The 22209-nt window shown below is 72.0% G+C and carries 22 protein-coding genes; 13 read left to right on the top strand and 9 right to left on the bottom strand.

From position 1 onward, the window contains the following. Window position 1: 1 nt before the first annotated feature. The 4 genes from F7P10_RS02410 to F7P10_RS02395 all read right to left on the bottom strand — a co-directional run bounded on the left by F7P10_RS02410 (window position 2) and on the right by F7P10_RS02395 (window position 3352). Window positions 2–1039 carry a 3-oxoacyl-ACP synthase III family protein gene (locus F7P10_RS02410; protein WP_151007876.1) on the bottom strand — a complete coding sequence of 346 codons (1038 nt, stop codon included), beginning with the start codon at window positions 1037–1039 and terminating at the stop codon, window positions 2–4. Beyond that, window positions 1036–1305 (bottom strand): acyl carrier protein, encoded by a 270-nt coding sequence (locus tag F7P10_RS02405; protein WP_151007875.1) that lies wholly within the window; start codon window positions 1303–1305, stop codon window positions 1036–1038. The genes F7P10_RS02410 and F7P10_RS02405 overlap by 4 nt, the downstream gene beginning before the upstream one ends. 514 nt (window positions 1306–1819) lie before the next feature. After that, window positions 1820–2683 carry an SDR family NAD(P)-dependent oxidoreductase gene (locus F7P10_RS02400; protein WP_151007874.1) on the bottom strand — a complete coding sequence of 288 codons (864 nt, stop codon included), beginning with the start codon at window positions 2681–2683 and terminating at the stop codon, window positions 1820–1822. Window positions 2684–2704: 21 nt separating this feature from the next. Beyond that, a complete protein-coding gene (locus F7P10_RS02395) occupies window positions 2705–3352 on the bottom strand; it encodes a TetR/AcrR family transcriptional regulator (protein WP_151007873.1) in 648 nt (215 codons plus the stop codon). Between the two features lie 108 nt (window positions 3353–3460). Here F7P10_RS02395 and F7P10_RS02390 point away from each other — a divergent pair, with 108 nt between their 5' ends. From F7P10_RS02390 to F7P10_RS02350, 9 genes are all read left to right on the top strand, one after another. After that, window positions 3461–4813, top strand: a complete 1353-nt coding sequence (locus F7P10_RS02390; protein WP_151007872.1) for a hypothetical protein — start codon at window positions 3461–3463, stop codon at window positions 4811–4813. Then, window positions 4810–6231: an acyl-CoA reductase gene (locus F7P10_RS02385; RefSeq protein WP_151007871.1), complete on the top strand. Its 1422-nt coding sequence runs from the start codon at window positions 4810–4812 to the stop codon at window positions 6229–6231. The genes F7P10_RS02390 and F7P10_RS02385 overlap by 4 nt, the downstream gene beginning before the upstream one ends. 336 nt (window positions 6232–6567) lie before the next feature. Continuing rightward, window positions 6568–7569 (top strand): ABC transporter permease, encoded by a 1002-nt coding sequence (locus F7P10_RS02380; protein WP_368077450.1) that lies wholly within the window; start codon window positions 6568–6570, stop codon window positions 7567–7569. Continuing rightward, window positions 7566–8441 carry an ABC transporter permease gene (locus tag F7P10_RS02375; RefSeq protein ID WP_218040337.1) on the top strand — a complete coding sequence of 292 codons (876 nt, stop codon included), beginning with the start codon at window positions 7566–7568 and terminating at the stop codon, window positions 8439–8441. The genes F7P10_RS02380 and F7P10_RS02375 overlap by 4 nt, the downstream gene beginning before the upstream one ends. Before the next feature lie 39 nt (window positions 8442–8480). After that, window positions 8481–10052 (top strand): ABC transporter substrate-binding protein, encoded by a 1572-nt coding sequence (locus F7P10_RS02370; RefSeq protein WP_151007869.1) that lies wholly within the window; start codon window positions 8481–8483, stop codon window positions 10050–10052. Window positions 10053–10080: 28 nt separating this feature from the next. Continuing rightward, complete coding sequence (locus tag F7P10_RS02365; protein WP_151007868.1) at window positions 10081–11097, top strand: ABC transporter ATP-binding protein; 1017 nt, start codon at window positions 10081–10083, stop codon at window positions 11095–11097. Next, window positions 11087–12088 (top strand): ABC transporter ATP-binding protein, encoded by a 1002-nt coding sequence (locus F7P10_RS02360; RefSeq protein ID WP_151007867.1) that lies wholly within the window; start codon window positions 11087–11089, stop codon window positions 12086–12088. The genes F7P10_RS02365 and F7P10_RS02360 overlap by 11 nt, the downstream gene beginning before the upstream one ends. A gap of 820 nt (window positions 12089–12908) precedes the next feature. Then, on the top strand, window positions 12909–13241 hold the full coding sequence (locus tag F7P10_RS43015) for a flavin reductase family protein (RefSeq protein WP_218040336.1): 333 nt from the start codon (window positions 12909–12911) through the stop codon (window positions 13239–13241). Window positions 13242–13272: 31 nt separating this feature from the next. Then, a complete protein-coding gene (locus F7P10_RS02350; RefSeq protein WP_151007866.1) occupies window positions 13273–14427 on the top strand; it encodes an LLM class flavin-dependent oxidoreductase in 1155 nt (384 codons plus the stop codon). A gap of 15 nt (window positions 14428–14442) precedes the next feature. On the opposite strand, the gene F7P10_RS02345 is transcribed toward F7P10_RS02350, so the two are convergent. Beyond that, window positions 14443–15324, bottom strand: a complete 882-nt coding sequence (locus tag F7P10_RS02345; protein ID WP_151007865.1) for an IclR family transcriptional regulator — start codon at window positions 15322–15324, stop codon at window positions 14443–14445. Window positions 15325–15457: 133 nt separating this feature from the next. Here F7P10_RS02345 and F7P10_RS02340 point away from each other — a divergent pair, with 133 nt between their 5' ends. The 4 genes from F7P10_RS02340 to F7P10_RS02325 are packed head-to-tail and all read left to right on the top strand — an operon-like array spanning window position 15458 to window position 18209. Continuing rightward, on the top strand, window positions 15458–16261 hold the full coding sequence (locus tag F7P10_RS02340) for an SDR family NAD(P)-dependent oxidoreductase (RefSeq protein WP_151007864.1): 804 nt from the start codon (window positions 15458–15460) through the stop codon (window positions 16259–16261). Between the two features lie 54 nt (window positions 16262–16315). Beyond that, a complete protein-coding gene (locus F7P10_RS02335; protein WP_151007863.1) occupies window positions 16316–17119 on the top strand; it encodes an SDR family NAD(P)-dependent oxidoreductase in 804 nt (267 codons plus the stop codon). Next, entirely contained in the window at window positions 17116–17988 is an 873-nt protein-coding gene (locus tag F7P10_RS02330; RefSeq protein ID WP_151007862.1) for an alpha/beta hydrolase fold domain-containing protein, read from the top strand. The genes F7P10_RS02335 and F7P10_RS02330 overlap by 4 nt, the downstream gene beginning before the upstream one ends. Beyond that, window positions 17985–18209, top strand: a complete 225-nt coding sequence (locus tag F7P10_RS02325) for a hypothetical protein (RefSeq protein WP_151007861.1) — start codon at window positions 17985–17987, stop codon at window positions 18207–18209. Before F7P10_RS02330 ends, F7P10_RS02325 begins: the two co-directional genes overlap by 4 nt. Here the strand turns inward: F7P10_RS02325 and F7P10_RS02320 are convergent. Genes F7P10_RS02320 through F7P10_RS02305 form a run of 4 tightly spaced genes read right to left on the bottom strand, consistent with a single transcriptional unit; the run spans window position 18167 to window position 22122 of the window. After that, on the bottom strand, window positions 18167–18937 hold the full coding sequence (locus F7P10_RS02320) for an SDR family NAD(P)-dependent oxidoreductase (RefSeq protein ID WP_151007860.1): 771 nt from the start codon (window positions 18935–18937) through the stop codon (window positions 18167–18169). The two genes, F7P10_RS02325 and F7P10_RS02320, sit on opposite strands and share 43 nt — an antisense overlap. A 21-nt stretch (window positions 18938–18958) precedes the next feature. Then, window positions 18959–20026 (bottom strand): hypothetical protein, encoded by a 1068-nt coding sequence (locus F7P10_RS02315; RefSeq protein ID WP_151007859.1) that lies wholly within the window; start codon window positions 20024–20026, stop codon window positions 18959–18961. Window positions 20027–20034: 8 nt separating this feature from the next. Continuing rightward, on the bottom strand, window positions 20035–21189 hold the full coding sequence (locus F7P10_RS02310) for a sulfotransferase (protein ID WP_218040335.1): 1155 nt from the start codon (window positions 21187–21189) through the stop codon (window positions 20035–20037). Window positions 21190–21249: 60 nt separating this feature from the next. Then, window positions 21250–22122 (bottom strand): SDR family NAD(P)-dependent oxidoreductase, encoded by an 873-nt coding sequence (locus F7P10_RS02305; protein WP_218040334.1) that lies wholly within the window; start codon window positions 22120–22122, stop codon window positions 21250–21252. Window positions 22123–22209 lie beyond the last annotated feature (87 nt).

The following is a 22209-nucleotide window of genomic DNA, read 5'->3' as shown; positions in this document are numbered from 1 at the left end:
GTCACCACCGCGCGATGACGATGCCGGCGCCGATGCCGCTGCCGAGGCCGACGAGCGCGACCAGGTCGCCGCGCCGTACCCGGCCGCCGCGCACCGCCTCGGCGAGCTGCAGCGGCAGCGACGCGGTCGCCACGTTGCCGTGCTCGGCGATCGTCACGACGGTCCGGTCGTGCGGGATCCCGGCCCGGTCGCAGAACGCCCGCAGGTAGGGGAGCGCCGCCTGGTGGACGCACACGGCGGCGAAGTCGTCCCAGCGGAGACCGGCCTCGACCAGCGGCTTGTGCAGCACCTCGAGATCGAGGTCGTTGAACGCGGCGGCGAACCGCAGGGAGTCGTAGTCGAACCGGCCGATGCCCAGCGGGGCGCCGTCCGGGTCCGACGACAGTCCGGTGACGGGCAGGGCGGCCAGCGCCCACGCGGCGGACTCGGCGGAGAACCGGGTGGCCAGTACGCCCCCGGCCGGGCCGTCGCCCGCGGCCGGGCCCGCCTCCATCAGCAGCGCGGCCCCGGCGTCGGAGAACGTGTAGTGCGGGCCCGCCGCGAAGAACTCCTCGGTGCTCCGGATCCGCCAGGGGATGCCGGCGCTCAGCAGCTCCCCGCAGGTGATCAGCACCCGGCGATGGCCGCCGCGGGCGATCAACGCGTCCGCGATGTCGATGGCGTTGGCGAACCCGTTGCAGGCGTTGCGCACGTCGAACACCGGGCAGGCCGCGCCGAGCCCGGCCGCGACGACGTGCGCGGTCGCGGGCTCGACCGTGTCGCCGAGCACGCCCGCGTAGATGATCAGATCGAGTTCGGCGGGCCGGACGCCGGCGTCGTCCAGCACCTCGCGGGACGCCGCGACGGCCAGGTCGGACGGCAGCTCGTGCGGGGCCGCGATGTGCCGGCGCCGCACGCCGCTCGCGCGCTCCAGCACCCCGCGCGGGATCCGCACGCCGGGGCTGCGCGCCTCGACGGCGTCCTCGAGCTCGGCCGTGGTCATGGTCGTCTCGGGCAGGTGCACGGCGACACCGGCCAGCCGGCTGCACGGCTCGTTCATCGAGGCTTCCCTCCTTGTACGGCGCGGTGGACGACTCCGGCCAGCTCCAGCACCGTCCGGGTCACGATGAGCCGGTCGAGCGGCAGCTCGACGCCGAGCCGATCCTCGATGTCGTGCACGGCGACGTAGAGCGTCCGCGACTCCATGCCGGGCAGGGCGGACCAGCGGGCGTGGTCCTCCACCTGCCCGGGGTCGATCCGCAGGGCGTCGACGAGGACGTCGCGGACCAGGGCGACGGTCGTGCTCGGGACCGTGGGCGGGTTCACGCTTCCTCCTGGAGAGGGGACGAGACGGGACGGGCTTGGGACGGGCCCTGGCTCGACCCGTCATGACCCGGCGACCTGCGATGACAACATAGAGTTACGTTGCGATTACATACAAGTGACTCGAGGGTGCCGCTCGTCTACCCGTCCGCGCGGACGCGCCGCGCCATGGGGGCGGCCGGTCCGGCGGGCCCGGCGGCTCGGTTCCACGCGGTCGCGCCGGAGGTCGTGCGCGGCGCGGAAGTCGATGTGCCGGGGCGCGCCGGCGCCGCAGCGTTCGCCGAGTCCGAACAGGACGACGCGGCCGAAACGGGGCACCCGGCGGTGCGGAGCGGGATCACCAGGTGCACAGTCCCACGGCGGTCATCCAGCACGCCGGTGGTGAGCCGGCCGCTGTCGCCGCGGGTGTCGACACGGTCCGAGCGCGCCCGGTCGCCGGGCTCCCAGCCGGCGCCCGGCCGGATGACGCGATCGGCGGGCCGCCGCTGGAAACCGTTCCGTCTAGAAGCGGTTCCGTCTAGAAGCCGAGTTCGGTCAGCAGCTTCTCGCTCTCGGCCCAGAGCCGGGCGGCGGCCGCGTCGTCGAGCGCCGCCCCGGCGGGCGCCTCCTCCGCCTTCCGGTGGAAGTAGCGGCCGCCGTCCCGGCCGCCCTCGGGGCCGGTGGCCAGCCAGACGAGCGTCTCCGCGGGCTCGCCGGGCGGGACGGTGTCGGCCGCGGCCATGTGCTCCCGCATGGCCGCGTCCCCGTGGGAGGCGAAGTTGGTGGCCACCCTGCCGGGATGCATGGCCTGCGCGACGATGCCGTCGGGCGCCGCCCGCCGGGCGAGTTCGCGGGTGAAGAGGAGGTTGGCGAGCTTCGCCCGGCCGTAGGCGAGGGCCGTGTGGAAGCGGTCGAGGCTCTGCAGGTCGTCCCAGTCGAGGCCGTCGCCGATCCGGTGGGCGCTCGAGGAGACCGTGATCACCCGCCCCGGCGCGGCGGGCGGGCGGGCCGCGCTCGTCCGCAGCGCCGGCATCAGCTCGCGGGTCAGCAGGAACGGGGCGAGGTGGTTGGCCGCGAAGGTCGCCTCGGTGCCCTCCGCGGTGACGATCCGGCGGTCCCGGACGCCGCCCGCGTTGTTGACCAGCACGTCGAGGCGCGGGGCCAGGCTCGCGATCTCGGCGGCGACGCGCACGACCTCGGCCATCAGGGTGAAGTCGCCGCGCACCATGGCGAAGTCGCCCGCGGCCGCGAGTTCCCGCTCGGCCTCCGCGCAGCGGTGCGGGTCGCGGCCGGCGCCGATCACCTGCCAGCCGCGTCCCAGCAGCCCGCGGGCCGTCGATCTGCCGATTCCCGAGCTGGCCCCGGTGACGACCGCGACGGGCCGGTCCGCATCGAATCTCAACGCTTCGCCTTTCGTTCGTGTTCAGCGCGGCCGGAGGCCGTCCAGCAGCAGGTGGACGGTGAACTCGACGCGTTCGTCGATCTTCTCCGGCGCCGGCGGGCGGCCGCCCGCGATGGCGCGCACCTGGCTGCCGACCACCATGCTCATGAAGGCGCGGGCCGCCTGATCGGAGTTGGTCGGGGCGATCCGTCCCGCGGCGGCGGCACGGTCGAGGAGGTCGGCGACGAAGCCGACCACCAGTGCGGTGTTCAGCTCGTAGGCGGCGACGAAGATCTCCGGGAAGCGGTAGCTCTCGGTGTTGACGATGCGTTGCAGGCGCAGCCCGTCCGGTGTCGTCACCTGCTCGATCCGCAGCCTGGCGACGGCCTTCAGCGTCCCGGCGAGGTCGCCGTCGTCGAGGTCCTCGAGCACCTCGCGCGGCACGGCCTGCCGTTCGATGGCGCGCAGCACGGCGGCGAGGAACAGCGCGGACTTCTCGGGGTAGCGGGCGTAGATGGTCCGCTTCGTCATGCCGACGCGGGACGCGATCAGCTCGATCGTCGTGGCCTCGTAGCCGCCTTCCAGGAACAGGTCCAGCGCGGTGTCGAGCAGTTCCGCGTGGCGGGCCTCGGCCTGCTCGCGGGTGGGCCGCCCGGCGCCCCGCCGGGCCGGCGGTCCGGTCCCCGTCATGCCGTCCTCCTCGTGAGCGTCTCTTGCATCCGCGCCTCCCAGGCGTTAATGATACGTAGGAGTTGCTATTTTCTCGAGTCCCCACCCGGACTCAGGGAAGGATGCCCGGTGAGCTCTGCTGTGGAAAGACTGTTGCGGCTGGTCGACGCGCCGGACCGCTTCGACCACTCCCATGCCGACCTGCGCGAGACGCAGCGCGCGGCGCTCGACGAGCGCTTCCAGGAACGCAGGAACCGGATCAAACTGCTGGCCCGCCGGGCCGAGGAGGCGGGCACCGGCGAGATCCGCGACCGCGCCGACATGGTGCCGCTGCTGTTCCCGCACACCGCTTACAAGAGTTATCCGGAGAGCTTCCTGCTCGAAGGGCAGTGGGACCGGCTCGGCAAGTGGCTGGAGACGGTCTCGCCGTACCCGATCGGTCCGATCGAGACGTCCGGCATCGCCGACATCGACGACTGGGTCGCACGGCTCCAAGCCGCGGGGCACTACGTGTCGTGCTCCAGCGGGACGACCGGCAAGTCCGCGATGCTGCTCGCCTCGGAACGCGACATGGAGTGGTCGCGCAAGGACACCGTGAACGTCTTCTCCTGGGGCTCGGGCGTGCGGCCCGCCCGGGACCGGCGGATGTTCGGTCTCGGGGCCACCGCCGCCGTCCCCAAGAACCTCGTCATCGCCCAGGCCCAGCACGAGGCGTTCGGCGATCCGGCCAAGGAGCGCTTCCAGCCGCCGCTCCCGCCGATCACCATCGGCTCGCTGACCAGGATGGTCGTGCTCCGCAAGAAGATCGCGGACGGCACCGCGCCGCCCGACGAGCTGGCCGACTTCGAGCGCACGTCCCAGGAACGGCAGAAGGCGATGGACGAGTCGGTGGTCGCCGTCGCCGAGGCGCTCGTCCGGCACCGGGAGGAGAAGCTCTACATCGCGGGGATGTGGAACAGCCTGTACCAGGTGGCCAGGGCGGTCCGGGACATGGGCTACTCGGCGGAGCACTTCCACCCCGACAACTGCATCTACGTCGGCGGCGGGCTGAAGCGCGCGCAACTGCCCGACGATTACCAGGAGTACGTGCACCAGACGTTCAACATCCCGGCCGAGCGGGATTTCCAGAACTACTCCATGCAGGAGCTCAACTCGGGCATGCCCAAGTGCCGGAAGGGCGACCGCTACCACGTGCCGCCCTGGCTCGTGCCGTTCGTCCTGGACGAGACGGGCGACGCGCTCCTGCCGCACGAGAGCGGCGAGGTCGAGGGGCGCGCCGCCTTCTTCGACCTCTCGCTCGACGGGCGCTGGGGCGGGGTCATCACCGGCGACAAGATCGCCCTCGACCTCGACCCGTGCGCCTGCGGCAGCAAGGGGCCCTCGGTGCGCAACGATATCGCCCGCTACGCCGACCTCGTCGCCGGCGACGACAAGATCGGGTGCGCCGGCACCGTCGACGCCTACGTCCGGGGGCTGTCATGACCGCGATCCAGACCGAGCCGCAGGCCGGCGGCGCCGTGCCCGCGCCGTTCTTCCAGCGCGGCGAACTGGTCGAGGGCCACGACGCCACGCACCGTTCCCGCGACCTCGGCGTCGCGTTCGCGACGCCGCGCATCGTCATGGACGGTCTGGTCCATCCGCGCGCCGAGGTGCCGCCGCTGCTGAACGTCCCGCTCGCGGAGATCATCGACTTCCTCGTCGAGACCGGGGAGCGCATCCGCGACCCCCGGAACCCGTTCATGCGCGAGTGCATCGACCGCATGTCGACCACGCACATCCTGCCGCGCCCGGTGCTGGAGGCGCAGGTCGGTGCGGCGGCCGCCTATCTCGACAAGCGGTTGCTGGAGACCGTGGTCGAGCAGAACTTCCCCGACCCCCGGGCGCTGGACGGATGGGTCCCCAAGCAGGACTTCACCGGACGCAAGAGCTTCGTGCGGGCGTTCGCGCCCCGGCTGATCCACGTGCTGCCGGGCAACTCTCCGGGCGTCGCGGTCAAGTCCATCGCCCAGGGCGCGATGGTCAAGGCCGTCAACCTGTTCAAGATGTCGTCCAGCGACCCCTTCACCACGGTGGCGATCCTGCGGACCATGGCCGCCATCGATCCGGCCCACCCCATCGTCACGTCGATGTCGGCGGTGTACTGGCGCGGCGGCGACGACACGGTGGAGCGCGTGCTGTACCGCCCCCAGTACTTCGACAAGATCGTCGCCTGGGGCGGCGGCGACGCGATCAACAACGTGATCAAGTACCTGGGCCCCGGCTTCCAGCTGGTGTCGTTCGACCCCAAGACCTCGATCTCGATGGTCGGCGGGGAGGCGTTCGCCTCGGAGGGGACGCTCGACCGCGCGGCCTCGCTGGCCGCCTCCGACGTCATGGTCCTCAACCAGGAGGCCTGCGTCGCCAGCCGGTTCGTCTTCCTCGAGGGCGACCGGGACGACGCCGACCGCTTCTGCGCGCGCCTGTACCGGCACATCGCGGCGAAGGCGGCCGAGTCCGGTGACACCAGGCCGCTGGAGCGGGACCTGCGCGAGCAGATCGACACGCTGATGATGCTCGACGACGACTACCGGACCTGGGGCAGGACCGACGGCACGGGCCTGGTGATCCGCTCCGACGAGCCCGTGGACTTCCACCCGATCAACAAGGTCGTCAACGTGGTCCGGGTGGACTCCCTCGACGACGCGGTGCGGTTCGTCAACGTTGCGACGCAGACGATCGGGTTCTACCCCTCCGAGCGGACGGCCGGCTACCGCGACCGTCTCGCGAGCGGCGGCGCCCAGCGCATCGTCCGGCTGGGCGAGGCGGGGCCCGGCACCATCGGCAATCCGCACGACGCCATGTATCCGCTCCACCGCTTCGTGCACTGGATGGCGCACGAGGACGGCACCGTGCCGGGCTGAGGCGGACGCGACCCCGTCCGGCCGACCGGGCCGCCCCGGCCCCTCGGCGCCGGGGTAGAAGGAGCTATGTCGACTAGCGAGGCGGCGTAGGGCGTAAATAACGTCCTCGCCGCCTCGCTGCTTGATCATTTCTTGACAGGCCTGTTCAGCGGCCTGCGGAAGCGGTACGTTCCCGGCTGGATGCGAGCCGTTTCGGAGCAGCTCTGTCGAAGCAATATTCTCGCGGACAGCACTTGTCTTTCTCGTGTGGCGGAAGTAACGTTCTCGTAATCGGCGGCGGCCGGCGGGATCCGAACTCTCCGGCCGGAACCGTTGGTCCCGTGCTGGTGAGAGCCGATGCGGGAGCGCGGTCCGCCTGCAAGAGTGCTCAGGAAGGCGAGCCGTATGTTGTTCACCTCCATCAGCAGAATCGGCCGCAGTCTCCTCGTGGTGCTACTGGTCAGTTTGGCCGTGGTATCGCTGATGAGCATGGCGCCCGGTTCGGTCGCGTCGGTCATTCTAGGTGAAGATGCGACACCGGAATCGATCGCCGCGTTGAACGCGAAACTGGGAATGGATCAACCATTCTGGGCGCAGTATCTGGACTGGCTCGGCAACGCGGTCCGGGGCGACCTGGGAACCTCTCCGCTCACCGGGCAGCCCGTGACGGAAGCGATCGTGGAGCGGCTGCCGGTCACGTTGCAACTGGCCGCGATGGCGCTCGCCATCGCGCTGGTCGTCTCGGTGCTGCTGGCCGTCGCCTCCGCGGCGCGGCCGGGGAGCCCGGTCGACCGGGCCATCAACGTGCTGTCCTCGGTGTTCCTGTCGGTGCCGGCGTTCATCGCCGGTCCGGTGCTCATCTACGTGCTCGCGCTGCAGCTCGGCTGGTTCCCCGTCATCGGATGGTCGGATCTCGGCGAGGGCATCGGCGCGAACCTGCGCGCCGCGCTCCTGCCCGCGATCTCCATCGCCCTGATCGAGATCGCGGCCTTCCACCGCGTGCTGCGCGAGGACCTGATCGGAACGCTCCAGGAGGACTTTGTCGGCGCGGCCAGGGCGAAAGGGATGGGGGCGGTCTACGTGATGTTCCGGCACGCGCTGCGGCCGTCGTCGATGTCGCTGGTCACCCTCGCGGGGATCAATCTCGGCCGGCTCGTCGGCGGGACGGTGATCGTGGAGACGCTGTTCCTGCTGCCGGGCCTCGGTCAATTGCTGACGACCTCGATCGTCTCGCGCGATCTGGTCATGGTGCAGGGAGTGGTGGTGTTCGTCGCGGTGGTCTATGTCGTGATCAACACGGTGGTCGACCTGAGCTACCGATTGATCGACCCCCGGGTCAGGAAGGTGGCGACGGCGTGACACAGTCACCGTCCACCGCGGGCCGCCTCGCGCTTCCGGTCGTCCCGCAGGTGCGCAAACCCCGGTCGGTCCTGGTCTATCTGGCGTACACGTGGCTGATCGCGGTGATCGGCATGGCGCTGTTCGCGGGCCTGCTGCCGCTGGCGCCCTACATCACGGCGGTGGGAACGCCGCACCAGGGCCCGCAGTGGGGCTCCCTCGAACTGTCGATGGGGACGGACTACCTGGGCCGGTCCATCTTCTCGCGGGCGGTGCACGGAGCGCAGGTCTCGCTCGTCGTCGGTGTCCTCGCGAGCGTGATCGGGTTCACCGTCGGGGGCCTCCTCGGGATGCTCGCCGGCTACTTCGGCGGACGGCTCGACGCGGTGGTGCGGCTGCTGACCGACGCGATGCTGGCGTTCCCGCCGCTGATCCTGCTGATGGCGCTGTCCTCCATCCTCACCCCCAGCCTCGAGACCCTGCTCATGGGGCTCACGCTGCTGGTGATCCCCACCTTCGTCCGGCTGGCGCGCGCGAACACCCTCGTCTGGTCGGCGCGGGAGTTCGTGCTGGCGGCGCGGAACATGGGAGCGGGCCACCGCCCGATCCTGCTGAAGGAGATCCTGCCCAACGTGCTGCCCTCGCTCGGGGCCTACCTGCCGATCGTGATGGCCGCGCTGATCGTGGCGGAAGGGTCGCTGAGCTTCCTCGGGCTGGGCATCCCGCCACCGACGCCGAGCTGGGGCGGCATGATCAACGACGGCAAGGACGCCATCACCGACACCCCGCACATGGTGCTCATGCCCGCACTGGTCATCTTCCTGACCGTGTTCTCGCTGAACCTGGCCGGCGACCACCTCCGGCGCCGCTTCGACCGGACCCTGCACGACTGACAGCCGTCCCTTTGCGGACCGCTTGACAAGAGGGCGACGATGATCCGAACCAGACGTCACCTGGCAGTCGCGATGGCCTGCGTCGCGGCACTGGTCACGGCCGCGTGCAGCGGCCCGGCGACCGAAACCTCCACCGGGCCGAGCGGCCCGACCGGCCCGCCCGTGCGGGGCGGCACCGCCCGCCTGCTCATGATCAACGAACCGCGCAGCCTCGATCCCGCCGCGCTCTCGAACGTGTGGGCCTACGAGGCCGCCCTCGGCAACGCCCTGTACGGAACGCTGATGACCAACGACGTGCGGACGGGCGAGATCGGCTACAAGATGGCCGAGAGCTTCACCACCGACGACGACGGCAAGAGTTTCGTGCTGAAGCTGCGCGAGGGGCTGACGTTCTCGGACGGTGAGTCGCTGGACGCGGCCGCCGTGAAGTTCAACTGGGACCGGATCCGGGACCCGGCCACCGCGTCGTCCTCCCTGAGGTACGCGGCGCAGATCGCCTCGACCGAGGTGGTGGACGCCACGACCCTGAGGATCAGGTTGCGCGCCCAGGTCCCGAGCTACGCGCAGAACGTGGTGGTCGGGGCGATGAACTGGATCGCGTCGCCGGCGGCGCTGAAGCAGGGGCGGCGGGCCTTCGACGCCCGCCCGATCGGCGCGGGGCCGTTCGTCCTGGAGTCGTGGTCGCGCCAGGACAAGATCGAGCTGGAGCGGAACCCCCGCTACTGGGACGCCCCCAAGCCCTACCTCGACGGCATCACCGTGCGTTCCACCGCCGACACCATGCAGCGGCTGAGCACCCTGCTCAGCGGTGATGTCGACGTCGTCGTGGACACGAGCTGGAAGTCCATCGCCAAGGCGCGCGAGGCCGGCTTCGCGACGGACGTCGTGGAGATGAGCGGTGGCCAGGCGCTGTTCATGAACACGCGCAGGCCGCCGTTCGACGACATCCGGGCGCGCCGGGCCGTGTCCGCGGCCATGGACGTCGACGCGACGAACCTGTCCCAGTACAACGGGCACGGTGAGGTCCCGCGGCGGCTGTTCGCGGAATCCTCGCCGTTCTACTCGGACGTCGAGCTGAGAAAGCACGACAAGGCGCTCGCGCAGAAGCTGTTCGACGAACTGGCCGCCGAGGGCGAGCCCGTCTCGTTCACCTTCACCGCCCAGAACAGCACGGAGTCGTTGGGCGTGGCGGAGAGCGTCCAGGCGCAGCTCGGCGCGTTCGAGAACGTCGACGTCGAGATCCGGACGATCGCCAGTGCGGAGACCGCCAAGGTCTACGGCTCCCACGATTTCGAGATGCTCATCTCCTCGACCCTGATGGTGGATCCCGAGCCGCAGCTGTGGGCGGGCTACCACGGCCGGTCCCGCTCCAACATGTCGGGCGTCGACGACCCGCAGCTGAACGCGGCGCTCGAGAAGGGGCGGACCTCGTCGTCCCTGGAGGAGCGCAAGGCCGCGTACAAGGTGGTGCAGGAGCGGGTGGCCGCGCTCGTCCCCGCCATCTACTACACCCGTGCCGCGCCCGCCGTGGAGACGGCCGCGAACGTCCACGGCGCCGAGCAGTACGGGTTCGGCTCGCTGCTGCCCGAAGAACTCTGGATGGAGCGGTGACGCGATCACCGGACGAGAGGCTCAGATCATGAACGCTGAACCGGTGCTGCAGGTGCGGAACCTGCACGCCTACATCGGCACCCGCCGGGGCGTCGTCCGGGCGGTGCAGGACGTGTCCCTGCACGTCGATCGCGGCCAGTCGCTGGGGGTCGTCGGCGAGTCGGGATCCGGGAAGTCGATGATGGCCCGGACGATCATGGACCGGCTGCCGCGCCGGGCGGTCTGCTCCGGGGAGGTGCTCTTCCACGGCCGGGACCTGCTCGGCATGTCCCGCAAGCAGCGGTCCGAGATCTGGGGCAAGCAGGTCGCGATGGTGTTCCAGGACCCCGGCCGGTCCCTCAACCCGGTCGTGCGGGTGGAGCGCCAGCTGACCGAGGGGATGCGCAAGCTGCTCGGCGTCGGCCGCTCCGAGGCGCGCGGCCGGGCGATCGACCTCCTGCGGGAGGTCGGTGTGCCCGACCCCGAACGTCGGCTGCGCGCCTACCCGCACGAACTGTCCGGCGGCATGCGCCAGCGGGTGATGATCGCGATCGCCCTGGCGTGCGAGCCCGATCTGCTGATCGCCGACGAGCCGACGACCGCCCTGGACGTCACGATCCAGCGGCAGATCCTGGACCTGCTGCGCCGGGTGCAGCGCGATCGCGGGATGTCGCTGCTGCTGATCAGCCACGACCTCGCCGTCGTCGCCGGGCAGACCGACCGGGTCGCGGTGATGTACGCGGGGCGGCTCGCCGAGGTGGGCGAGACCCGCCGGGTGTTCGACACGCCCCGGCACCGCTACACCCACGCCCTGCTGGAGGCGACGCCCACCCTCGAGCACGAGCGCAACGCCCCGCTCCGGCTGATCCCCGGAACGCTGCCGGACCCGACGAACCTGCCGGAGGGGTGCCGGTTCACGGCGCGCTGCCTGCACGCCGACGACGAGTGCCGCGATCCGGGTCCGGTCATGGAACCGATCGCGCCGGACCACCTGGTGGCCTGTGTCCGTCCGGTGACCGCACCCGCGGTCGCGGACCTGGAAGGAGCGGATCTCGATGGCCGGTAGCGGGACGGCGCACCTGCGCGGGGACCGGGCACTCCTGTCGGTGCACGAGCTGGTCGTCGAGTATCCGGGCAGGGCGGGGACGGTCCAGGCGGTCTCCGACATCAGCTTCGACGTCCTGCCCGGGGAGACGCTCGGGATCGTCGGAGAGTCGGGCTGCGGCAAGTCCACCACCGGGCGGGCCCTGCTCCGCCTGGACCGGTTGACTTCCGGGCGGATCCGCTTCGACGGCGAGTGGATCGAACGGGCCGGCGAGCGCCGGATGCGCGAGCTCCGCCGCCGGATGCAGATGATCTTCCAGGATCCGGTGGCCTCGCTGAACCCCCGCCGGGCGGTGAAGGACATCGTCGTCGAGGGCCTCACCGTCACCGGCGCGTCCGCCGCCGAGCGGGCCGAGAAGTCGGCGGACGTCCTGGCGAAGGTCGCCCTCTCCGACGAGCGGTTCGTCGGCATGCTGCCCCGGCAGCTGTCCGGCGGGCAGGCCCAGCGGGTCGCCATCGCCAGGGCCCTCGCGGTCGGCCCGCAGTTGCTGCTGTGCGACGAGCCGGTGTCCGCGCTGGACGTGTCCGTCCAGGCGCAGATCCTCAATCTCATCTCCGAGCTCAAGGCCGAGTACGACCTGACCGTCGTGTTCATCGCGCACGACCTCGGGGTCGTCCGCACCATCAGCGACAACGTCATGGTCATGTACCTGGGCAAGGTGTGCGAGTTCGGCGATTCCGCCGAGGTCTACGCCTCGCCCGCCCATCCCTACACCCGCGCCCTCCTCGACTCCGTCCCGCTGACCGATCCCGACGAGCGGTTCACCGGCCCCGCGCTCGAGGGCGACATGCCCTCGCCGCTGTCGCCGCCCACCGGCTGCCGGTTCCGCACCCGCTGCCCCCTGGCGCAGGACCGCTGCGCCGCCGAGGAGCCGCAGGTCCGCGAGATCCGGGAGGGCCAGTACGCCGCATGCCACTTCCCGCTGGTGGAGCCGGCCGGGCAGCCGGCCTAGCGCTTCCCGGGCGCCGGGGAGCAACCGGCGAGGCCCGTCCGCCCGCTGCGACGGAAGCAGCGGGCGGACGGGCCTCGCCGTGCGGGCGCCGCAGGCCGTCCGCGAGCGCGGGCGGCCACCGAGGGCACGACAGGGCCCGGCGAGAGGCCCGGCGAGGGGCCCGGCAAGAGGTCCGGTAAGAGGCCCGGCGAGAGGCCCGGCGAGAGGCCCGGCAAGAGGGCGACGACAAGAGGCCCGGCGAGAGGGCCGACGAGAGGCCGACGGCGGTTCGCTCCGGTGGCGGGGCAGGAAGGCGGCCGGCCATGAGGGCCGCCGCTCGTAGAAGACGGCGTGGCTCTTTCCCATGCCGTCCCGGCACCGAATTCTCCGGATTCGCGGCATGTCCCGCGGGCGTTTCCGAAGTCGGCCGTTGATCTTGCTTCGGCCCTCGTGTCCCGGCGGCATGTCCCGGGAGTGCACTGCCGAAGAGGCGCCGCCGACGACGAGGGCCCTCGTGCGGTCGACCGCTCGCCGGAGGGTCCCGCATGCCGCGACCCGTGACCGGCGGGCCCCTCCGTCCGCCGCCCTTGACAGTTCTCGGAGGCGCGCACATACTCGCCATATACGAAAGAGTTTTTCGCTATAACGAAAGACTGACGCAAGAAGGGTTGTGGCTCGTGGTCAAGCTCGAACCCGTCACCGGGGATCCGGCCCAGCTGAAGGAGGCGTACGGCTGCTTCCCGAGCGGCGTCACGGCGCTCTGCGCGCTGGACGGCGAGGAGCCGGTCGGCATGGCCGCGAGCGCTTTCACCTGCGTCTCGATCGACCCGGGACTGGTCTCGTGTGCCTGCGGAACTCCTCGTCCACCTGGCCCCGGCTCCGCCGGGGCCGGCGGCTCGGCGTCAGCGTCCTGGCCGAGCAGCACAACGACGCGTGCCGCGCCCTGTCGCTGCGGTCCGGCGACCGGTTCGCCGGGGTCGACTGGAGCGCCTGCGCGGCGGGGGCGGTGTTCGTCCTGGGGGCGGTCGCCTGGCTGGAGTGCTCGATCGAGGAGGAGCTCCCGGCGGGCGACCACACGATCGCGCTGCTGGCCGTCCACGCACTGCGGGTCGACGCCGGCCGCCGCCCGCTGATCTTTCACGGCAGCCGGTTCGGACGGCTTCTCGCCGCCTGAACCGGTACGTGCCCGAAGAGAAGGAGAAGACGTGAAGCTCGACCTGATGTACGAGTTCCAGCCGAAGCCCGGACCCTACGCGGAGCCCTTCCCCGACGGCCAGAAGAACGCGGAGCGGCAGATCTACGCGGAGGCGTTCGAGCAGATCAGGCTCGCGGACCGCCTCGGCTTCCAGACGGTCTGGGCGGTCGAGCACCATTTCCGCGAGGGCCGGTCCGCGTGCCCGAGCAACGAGACCGTCCTCGGGGCGCTCTCGCAGATCACCGAGAACATCCGGCTCGGGTTCGGCGTGGTGCTGCTCCCGCCCGGATTCCAGCACCCCGTGCGCGTCGCCGAGAAGGTCGCCACCGTGGACGTGCTGAGCGGCGGCCGCGTCGAATGGGGGTCGGGACGGTCGACGCCCAACGAGCAGCTCGCCTTCGGCGTCCCCGCCGACGACCGTTCGCGCGACATGTGGCGCGAGGCGTTCGAGTTCGTCATCGCGGCTTGGGGCAGGGAACGGATGTCGTGGAAGTCGGAGACGATCGACTTCCCCGAGCGCTTCATCACGCCGCGCCCCCACCAGGACCCGCACCCGCCCGCCTGGCTGGCCGCGGCCAGCCCGACGTCGGCCTACAACGCCGGGAAACTCGGGCTCGGCCTCCTGTCGTTCGCGCTCATGCAGCCGGTCGAGAAGATGGCCGAGGCGATCGAGACCTACCGCCGGGGCCAGGCCGACTGCGATCGGCCGCTCTCGCGGTTCAAGAACGACCGCGTCGGCGCGTACACCCTCGTGCACTGCACGGACGACCCCGAGGAGGCCGAGCGCTACGGCATCTGGGAGTCGGTCAAGTGGTGGTACCAGAACCTCGCCGAGTTCATGCTCGAATGGGAGCTGGCCCACCTGCCCGAGGAGGAGAAGCAGAAGGCCTTCCCGCTCCTGGAGCCCACGATCCGGGGCGACATCGACATCGCGCGCTACACCGAGCAGGACATGATCATCGTGGGGACGCCCGAGGAGTGCCTCCGCAAGATCCTCCGGTACGAGGACGCGGGCGTCGACCAGCTGCTGTGCTACTCGCAGTTCGGCTCCCTGCCGCACGAGAAGGTGATGCGCAGCATCGAGCTGCTCGGCACCGAGGTGCTCCCCGAGCTGGAGAAGCGCGGGCACCGCGTGGACTACGACGCCCTGTTCGACGGGGCCTGACCGGGGCGCCGCCCGTCAGCCGGGCAGCCTGCCGCGCGTCCGCTTGGTGACGACCGTGGCGCACGCCCTGACCCGCGCGCCGATCTCGGTGACCTCACGCCCGGTCAGCGCGGGGGAGAAGCCGCTGGCGGTGACGGCGACGATGACGCGGCCGTCGGCGTCGAACACCGGCGCCGACGCCATCCCCAGCTCGTACTCCCCACCCGGTTCGACGATGGGCAGGTCGTAGCCGTCGTGCAGCGAGATCGTCTCCATCAGAACCTCCCGCGCCCCCGCGTCCGCCGGGCCCGCCCCGCCGGGCGCGGTCCGGGGCGCGGCGAGGGTCCGGCCCATCGCCGCGACCTGTCCCAGCGCGTACCCGCGGTCGCGGACGGTCGCCAGCGCGGCCTCGACCCGGTCGCGGTCGAGGCCGACCGGGGCGCGGGCGAGCCAGTCCTCGACCTCGTCCGGATGCGCCCACGCCATGAAGACCAGGCCGAGCGGCGGGACGAGCGGGACCCGCTCGCCCTCGCGGAAGCCGGGCCCGTACCGCGAGCCCCGGCCGCCCACGGCGACGAACACGATGTCCACGGGCGTGGCCGCGGTGACGACCACGTCGGCGTCGAGCTCGGCGGCGAGGCCGCCGATCTGCTCGGTGGCGACGCGGATCGCCGGATGCTGCTCGATCGCGGCCATCCCCGCGCTGACCAGCGCCGGCCCGAGGCCGTAGGTCCGCCGGACCGGGTGCCTGCCGAGGTAGCCGCGCTCCTCGAGGACGGCGAGCACCGCGTGCGCGGAGCCGAGGCTCATGCCGGTGCGCCGGGCGAGGTCGGAGATCGTGAACTGCTCGCCGCGGTGCGTGACGAGCAGATCGATGATCTTCAGTGCCCGTTCGGCGGCGGGCGCCGGTCGTGCCATCGCGTTCCCCTCGGTCGGACGTCCGCCCCCCACAGGACGGACGCTGTGAAACGTACCGCACCCGGCCTCGTCCGGATTCCGCGTATTGCGAAGAGTCCTTCACTTGAACGAAACGAGAACCCGACGGAGCATCATGCACACCGAGCTTGAACGGGCCTTCGACCTCACCGGGCGGACGGCCGTCGTCACCGGCGCGGCCGGCGGCATCGGCCGCCAGACCTGCGTCACGCTGGCCCAGGCCGGGGCGGACATCGTGCTGACCGACGTCGCCGAGCCGGGCCTCCGGGAGACGGCCGGGGCGGTCCGCGAACTCGGCCGAACGGCGACGGTCGTCCCCGCCGACGTCACCGACCGGACGGCGGTCGACGGCGTGGCCCGCGCCGCGCTCGACGGCCACGGGCGGATCGACGTGTGGGCCAACGTCGCCGGGGTCATCCGCTACGGCGCGGTCGTCGACGTCGACGAGGCGGACCTCGATCTCATCCTCGACATCAACGTCAAGGGCACCTACTGGGGATGCGCGGCGGCGGCCCGCGCGATGACGCCCCGCGGATCGGGCTCGATCATCAACGTCGCGTCCACGGGGATGGACACGGCCTCGCCCGGGATCTCGTGCTACGCGATGAGCAAGGCGGCGGTGGCGACGCTGACCCGAGCGCTCGCCGCCGAGGTCGGCCGGCACGGGGTGCGCGCCAACACCGTCGCCCCGGGCTGGGTGCCGACCGGCATGACCTCGCGCTACTGGACCGGTGAGGACGGCACCGTCGACGAGGCGGAACGCGAGCGGATCTTCGCCCAGCGGGCGGCGCACGCGCCGCTCGGCACGATCGGCGAGCCGACGGACATCGCCTGGGCGATGCTCTACCTCGCGGCGGACGCCTCGCGCTTCGTCACCGGCCAGGTCCTGCGAGCGAACGGCGGCGTCTCCATGGCCTGACGGGCCGGGGACGCGGAAACGACCGACGGCCGACGTGCGGAAGGCGGGCAGACCATGACATCCACCGACCAGAGTCCGGTTCCGAGATACGAGGACCTCCTCCGGCTCGACGGCCGCAACCTCGTCGTCGTCGGCGCGGGGCAGGGGATGGGGCGCCAGGCGAGCCACGCGCTCGCCCAGTGCGGGGCGCGCGTGGTGTGCGCCGACATCGACGCCGAGCGCGCCCACGAGATCGCCGCGGAGGTCGGCGGCGTGCCGTGGGTCGGCGACGTGACCCGCGCGGACGACGTCGTCCGGCTGGTCGAGGAGGCCGCGGCGGCGGTCGGCGGGCCGCTCGGCGGCTTCGTCGACATCGTCGGCCTGGCCGAGTGGGTCGGGGCGCTCGACCTGGACGAGCGGACCTGGGACGCGCAGTTCGACATCTGCCTCCGCCACGCCTACCTGCTGGGCCGGCACGTCGGGCGGCACATGGTCGACACCGGCACGCGCGGCACCATGGTCTTCGTCGCGTCCGTGAACGGGCTGACCGCGTCGGTGCGGCACGGCGCCTACGGAGCCGCCAAGGCCGGCCTCATCTCCTGGGTCCGGACGCTCGGGGAGGAGCTGGGCCCGCACGGCGTCCGGGTGAACGCCGTCGCGCCCGGGTCCATCCTGACGCCGCGCCTCATGGCGGCGTTCCCGGACGGGGCCGAGAGCGACCGGCCCACCGTGCCCGTCCCGCTGGGCCGGAACGGGCGGCCGTTCAACATCGCGTCGGCCGCGCTGTTCCTGACGAGCGGGCTCTCCGAGTTCATGACCGGCCAGACGATCGTGGTCGACGGCGGCGTCTCGATCAAAGACCCCTACGTCTCGCTGTGAGCGCCGATCCGCCCGCTGGGGCGCTGCCGGAGCCGCGCCGTTCCACGATGCCGACGCCCGCCGGCCTCGCCGCTCGCCGCGCGGCCGCGGGAAGCCCTCCCCGGCCGCGGGTGCCCGGCGTCGAGATCCACGAGGCCCGCTACGGGGACGTGCCCTGCCTCGTCTGCGATCCGCCGCGTCCGCGGGACGTCCTGACGTATTTCCACGGGGGCGGCTACCGGCTGGGCTCGGCGGCGCTGTTCGCCCCGTTCGCCGCGCGGCTCGCGGCCGCCACCGGTTCCCGCGTCGTCGCCGTCGACTACCGGCTGGCGCCGGAGCATCCCTTCCCGGCGGCCCTGCACGACGCGCTGGCCGTCCACGAGAGCATCCTCGCCGAGCGCGGACGTCCCCCGGCCGCCGTGGGCGACTCGGCGGGCGGGGGCCTGGCCGCGGCCCTGGTGGCGGCGTGCGTCCGGGCGGGGATCGCGGGCCCGCGGGCGCTCGTCCTGGCGTCGGCGTGGCTCGACCTGCGCTGCGCCGCGGCGAGCTACGCCTCGCGGGGCGCGTCCGACCGGCTGTTCTCCCGCGCCGCGGCCCGGGAGGCCGCCGCGCAGTACCTCCAGGGGCACGATCCGGGCGATCCGCTGGCGTCGCCGCTGCTGTCCGACCTCGCCGCGTTCCCGCCGACCCTGCTGTTCGCGAGCACCGACGAGGTCCTGCTGGACGACGCCCTCGCCATGGCGTCCGGCCTCGCGCGGGCCCGCGTGGCGACCGAGACCCGCGTCGAGCGGGACGTGCCGCACGCCTGGCCCGCGGTCGCCCCCGACCGGCCGGAGTCGGCGGCGGCGCTGGACACCATCGCCCGGTTCCTCGAACGGGAGGGGACATGACGAACGAGGGACGGCTGCTCGGCGGGAAGGTCGCGCTCCTCACGGGGGCCGCGCGCGGGATCGGCCGGGCCACCGCGGCCCGGTTCGGGCGGGAAAGCGCACGGGCCGTCGTGGCCGACATCGGCTACGACGCGTCCAAGCACGCCGTCACCGGGATGACGCGGCCGGCCCGGCGCGGTCACTGGCGGAGGTGGGAAGCGCCGCCGATGTACCACGTCTGACCGTTGATCCATTCGGCCTCGTCGGACAGGAGGAACGCCACGACCGACGCCAGGTCGTCCGGCACCCCGAGCCGCGTCGTCCTGGCGGCGGCGATGAAGGCTTCCTGGAGTTCCCGGTCGTTCTGGCGTTCCTGCGTCTCGCCCATGACGAGGCCCGGCATGACGCAGTTGCTGCGGATGCCCGCACTGCCCCAGTTGACCGCGATGTGCCGGGTCAGCTGGTTGACGGCGGCCTTCGACGCGTTGTAGGCGACGTGCGACGGATCGGTGCCCAGGGAACCTCCGGACGAGGTGATGACGATGCTGCCGCCGCCCTTCCCGAGCAGGTGCGGCAGGACGGCGCGGCTGGTGCGGACATAGCCGAGGAGGTTGACGTCCAGGGTGCGGTGCCAGACGTCCATGCCGGTGTCCAGCAGGGTGGTGTCGCGTCCGATGTTGCCCGGCGACAGGTCCGCGCCGACGTTGTGGAGCCCGTCCAGGGTGCCGAACTCGGCGATCGTCCGGGCGACCATGTCCTGGACGGACTCGTCGTCGGACAGGTCGAACCCGACCGCGATCGCCCGGCCGCCCGCCCGCGCGATCTCCTCCGCGGTGGCCTCGGCCCCCTCGATGTCGATGTCGGCGACGGCGACGAGCGCGCCCTCCTCGGCGAGCCGCCGGGCGGTGCCCGCGCCGATCCCGGTGGCGCCGCCCGCCACGATGAACGCCTTGCCGCGCAGTCCGCGCATGGTGTGCTCCCGTTCCGGATGCTAGTTACGGGCGATCTTGTCGAGGGGGCTGGAGCGTTCGAGCATCCCGAACGCCTCCTCGCCGTCCCAGCGGTAGCGCACCCCCGCCTGGTGGACCGCGGGGAAGTCGCGCTGTTCCGCCTTGAGCGCCCGCACCGAGTAGGTGTCGTCGGCGTGGTGGACGTCGTGGGTGGAGAACACCGTCTCGCCGTCGATCGCGACGGTTCCGGCTTCGGTCTCCAGAACGAGCGAGACGTCCTCGCCCAGGGCTTGGAGCCTGGTCAGCCAGGGCGCCTTCACGACGCGCGCGGGGATGAGGCCGCCGTCGCCGGTGAAGACGAACCCTTCGTTGAAGGTGGGCCGGCCGTCCGGCCGGGGCGGGTAGGCGATGTAGCCGAACGCGCGTCCGTCGGGGAAGACGGCCGACTGCCAGCAGTGCCCCCAGAACTCGGCGAGCCTGCGGACGCCCTGCCGCCGGATGCGCAGGCCGCTTCCGGTGAAGCGGTGCTCCTCGCCGCCGTCGACGGTGAGCGAGCCGGCGGCGCGGAACAGTTGCTCGTAGCGCGGGCCGCCCATGAGACCGCCCTCGACCGAGTCCTTCAGCCGCGACCCCGCGTCGGCCAGCAGCGCGCCCTGCACCCACGGCGGCACCGCCATGCGCGCCTCCACGTGGAAGCGGACGTCGACCCGCGGGCCGTCGGTCCGGCCCGCGGCGAGATCGGACGAGGACGTCCGGACGGCTTCGCCGGTGTAGGCCATCGTCCAGACGCCGAACGGGTCGACGCAGCGGAACTCCAGCCCGCCGGCACCCAGGACCGCCGGGCGCCCGCGCGCGTCCGCGGGCGGGCGCGACGGGCCGCCGTCGCGCAGGCGGTAGACGCGCCCGTCGCCGAAGGCGACGTTGATCTGGAAGTCGTGGGAGTGCCAGTTGGCGGCGACCGCCTCGACGCCGACGCGCGGCAGGCCCACCTCGCCGCGATCGTCGACGACCCAGAAACTCACGGAGTCCCGCATCTCCGGGTCGTCGGGGCGCTCGGCGAACACGTACTCGCGGGACGGGTCGATGCCTCCGGTCAGATCGACGGCCATCTGCTTCCTCACTTTCCGATGCGGCCGGCGCGGCCCGAGCGGCCGGCGTGGAGCGGGCGGCCGGTCCAGCGGCCCGCCGCCTCGACGTAGCGGGCGAACGACGGGCGCACGCGGTCGAGGTCGATCCCGAAGGCGACCGGGTCGGCGCGAGCGCCGGGCTCGCGCTCGGCCGCCGCCTCCGCCCACCAGCCGCGCATCCCGCGCTCGAACTCGTCGCCGACCGCCTCGCCCAGCCACGCGTACAGGCCTCTCACCTCCCCGATGGGATCGTCCTGCATGGCGCGGAAGTCGATGTCGTGGAACCGGCCGTCGGCCCCGTCGGCGCGGAACCGCAGCGCCCGCTCCATGCCGAGCGTCCAGTGCTCGACGTTGAGCCGGCCGATGTCGAGCCGGTCGACGTCGTCGGTGAAGTTCCCGATGATGTCGGCGTACAGGTCGGCCACCGACAGCAGGACGTCCGTCGGATCCCGGTGCGTCATGACGAACCGGGCGTCGGGGAACACCCGGTCCAGGTGGTCGAGGAACAGGACGTGCGAGGGGCATTTGAGCCGCCACGGCCGCTCCGGCTCGCCCCACTGCAGCAGCTTCATCACCCGCCGCTGGTACGCGAAGGTCGAGGTGAGATCGGCCTCCTCGACCAGCCACGCGGCGTACGAGGGCATCCGCGCGAACGACACGAAGATGTGCGACCGGAAGTCCAGCGCCATCAGCTCGTGGCATTCCATCGGCCCGTGCGCGTGGACCGGGACGTGGTGGCGGGTGCCGACCATCTCGCCCCTCCCGGTCGGGACGCGCGGATCGGGGCCCCGCACGGTCGACGGCGGCGGGCACGGCTGCGAGGACTCCCAGCGCCGCAGGTACCGGACGCCCGGGTCCTGCGCGAGCAGCAGCGACAGCGCGGTCGAACCGGTGCGGGGCAGCCCGAGCCCGATCAGCGGCGCGGCGATCGGCACGTCGTCGATCTCCGGGTGCCGCCGGTACCAGTCCTCGACCTGCAGCCGCTGCGACAGGTACCGGATGATGCGGTCGCGGAAGAACTCCGCACCGCGCGCGTTCAGCCGTGCCTCGTCCCGCAGCGAGACCAGCAGAACGGCGAGCCCTTCCCGGAAGGAATCGTCGCCGAAATCGTCCAGCCCGGTCTCCTCGACGGCGGTTCTCGTCAATTCATCGATGGTCGTCACTCGGCCTCCAGTCCAGAGCCGGCCGATGCCATGGGACGGGCATCAGTTCATCCACTGGCCGCCGGCCACGTCGATGGTCTGGCCGCACATGTAGCCGGCGGCCTCGGACGCCAGGTAGGCGACCATGTTGGCGACCTCCTCGGGCAGGCAGACCCGCCCGAGCTGAACCTGGGTGGTGATCGCCTCCGCGACCGCGCCGAGCGCGGCCCGGTCCTGGTCGCTGCGCGGATCGAGGACGCGCCGCTGCAGATCCGGCTTGATCATGATGCCGGGGGCCACGCCCAGCACGTTCACCCCGCGCGGCGCCATCTCGTGCGCCAGGTTGCGCGTGAACCCGACCACGCCCGCCTTGCACGCGTTGTAGACCACCAGCCCGCGCTGCTGGATGCGGCCCCCGACGGCCCCGATGTTGATGATCTTCCCCGAGCCCTGCGGCAGCAGATGCTCCAGCGCGGCGTGCGCGCCGTACATCATCATCGTCAGGCTGCCCAGTACCGTGTGGTCGATCTGCTCCCTGGTGAACCCCTCGAACGGCCCGGCGTGCGCCATCACCGGATTGTTGATCATGATGTCGAGCCCGCCGAGCGCCTCCCGGCACTCCGCCACCGCGCGGTGCACCTGGTCCCAGTCGGACATGTCGGCCCGGACCGGCACGGCCCGCACGCCCCAGCGCCGCGTGACCTCCTCGGCCCGGCGCTCGACCTTCTCCAGCGTCCGCCCGACCAGCGCGACGTCCGCGCCGCAACCCCCGAGCCGGTTCGCGATCGCCTGCCCTAGGCCGTCCCCGCCCGCGCCGGTCACGATCGCCTTCTTGCCGCCCAAATCCATCAGGTCGGTAACGCGCTTCTCCACGATGTGCCGCGGCAGCCGGTCCAGGCCCATCACCTCGGCCCAATCCCGTTCTTCAGGGTCCACCGAGAACTCCTCTCACCCGCTCCGCCGCCGGATGTGCCCAGGTCGGCAAGGCGGAAAGCCGCGATTCCGTCCTGTGCCCGGGAGTTT

It is taken from the genome of Actinomadura sp. WMMB 499 (assembly GCF_008824145.1).
Classification (GTDB): Bacteria; Actinomycetota; Actinomycetes; order Streptosporangiales; family Streptosporangiaceae; genus Spirillospora.
The sequence above is the reverse complement of the archived record's forward strand: the minus strand, read 5'-3'. Positions and strand labels throughout refer to the sequence as shown.

Coding starts and splice junctions, on each gene's coding strand:
- F7P10_RS02335 (WP_151007863.1), top strand. CDS start 16,316: ATGACATCCACCGACCAGAGTCCGGTTCCGAGATACGAGGACCTCCTC.
- F7P10_RS02360 (WP_151007867.1), top strand. CDS start 11,087: ATGGCCGGTAGCGGGACGGCGCACCTGCGCGGGGACCGGGCACTCCTG.
- F7P10_RS02340 (WP_151007864.1), top strand. CDS start 15,458: ATGCACACCGAGCTTGAACGGGCCTTCGACCTCACCGGGCGGACGGCC.
- F7P10_RS02380 (WP_368077450.1), top strand. CDS start 6,568: ATGCGGGAGCGCGGTCCGCCTGCAAGAGTGCTCAGGAAGGCGAGCCGT.
- F7P10_RS02315 (WP_151007859.1), bottom strand. CDS start 20,026: ATGGCCGTCGATCTGACCGGAGGCATCGACCCGTCCCGCGAGTACGTG.
- F7P10_RS02365 (WP_151007868.1), top strand. CDS start 10,081: ATGAACGCTGAACCGGTGCTGCAGGTGCGGAACCTGCACGCCTACATC.
- F7P10_RS02325 (WP_151007861.1), top strand. CDS start 17,985: ATGACGAACGAGGGACGGCTGCTCGGCGGGAAGGTCGCGCTCCTCACG.
- F7P10_RS02345 (WP_151007865.1), bottom strand. CDS start 15,324: ATGGCACGACCGGCGCCCGCCGCCGAACGGGCACTGAAGATCATCGAT.
- F7P10_RS02385 (WP_151007871.1), top strand. CDS start 4,810: ATGACCGCGATCCAGACCGAGCCGCAGGCCGGCGGCGCCGTGCCCGCG.
- F7P10_RS02370 (WP_151007869.1), top strand. CDS start 8,481: ATGATCCGAACCAGACGTCACCTGGCAGTCGCGATGGCCTGCGTCGCG.
- F7P10_RS02320 (WP_151007860.1), bottom strand. CDS start 18,937: ATGCGCGGACTGCGCGGCAAGGCGTTCATCGTGGCGGGCGGCGCCACC.
- F7P10_RS02410 (WP_151007876.1), bottom strand. CDS start 1,039: ATGAACGAGCCGTGCAGCCGGCTGGCCGGTGTCGCCGTGCACCTGCCC.
- F7P10_RS02395 (WP_151007873.1), bottom strand. CDS start 3,352: ATGACGGGGACCGGACCGCCGGCCCGGCGGGGCGCCGGGCGGCCCACC.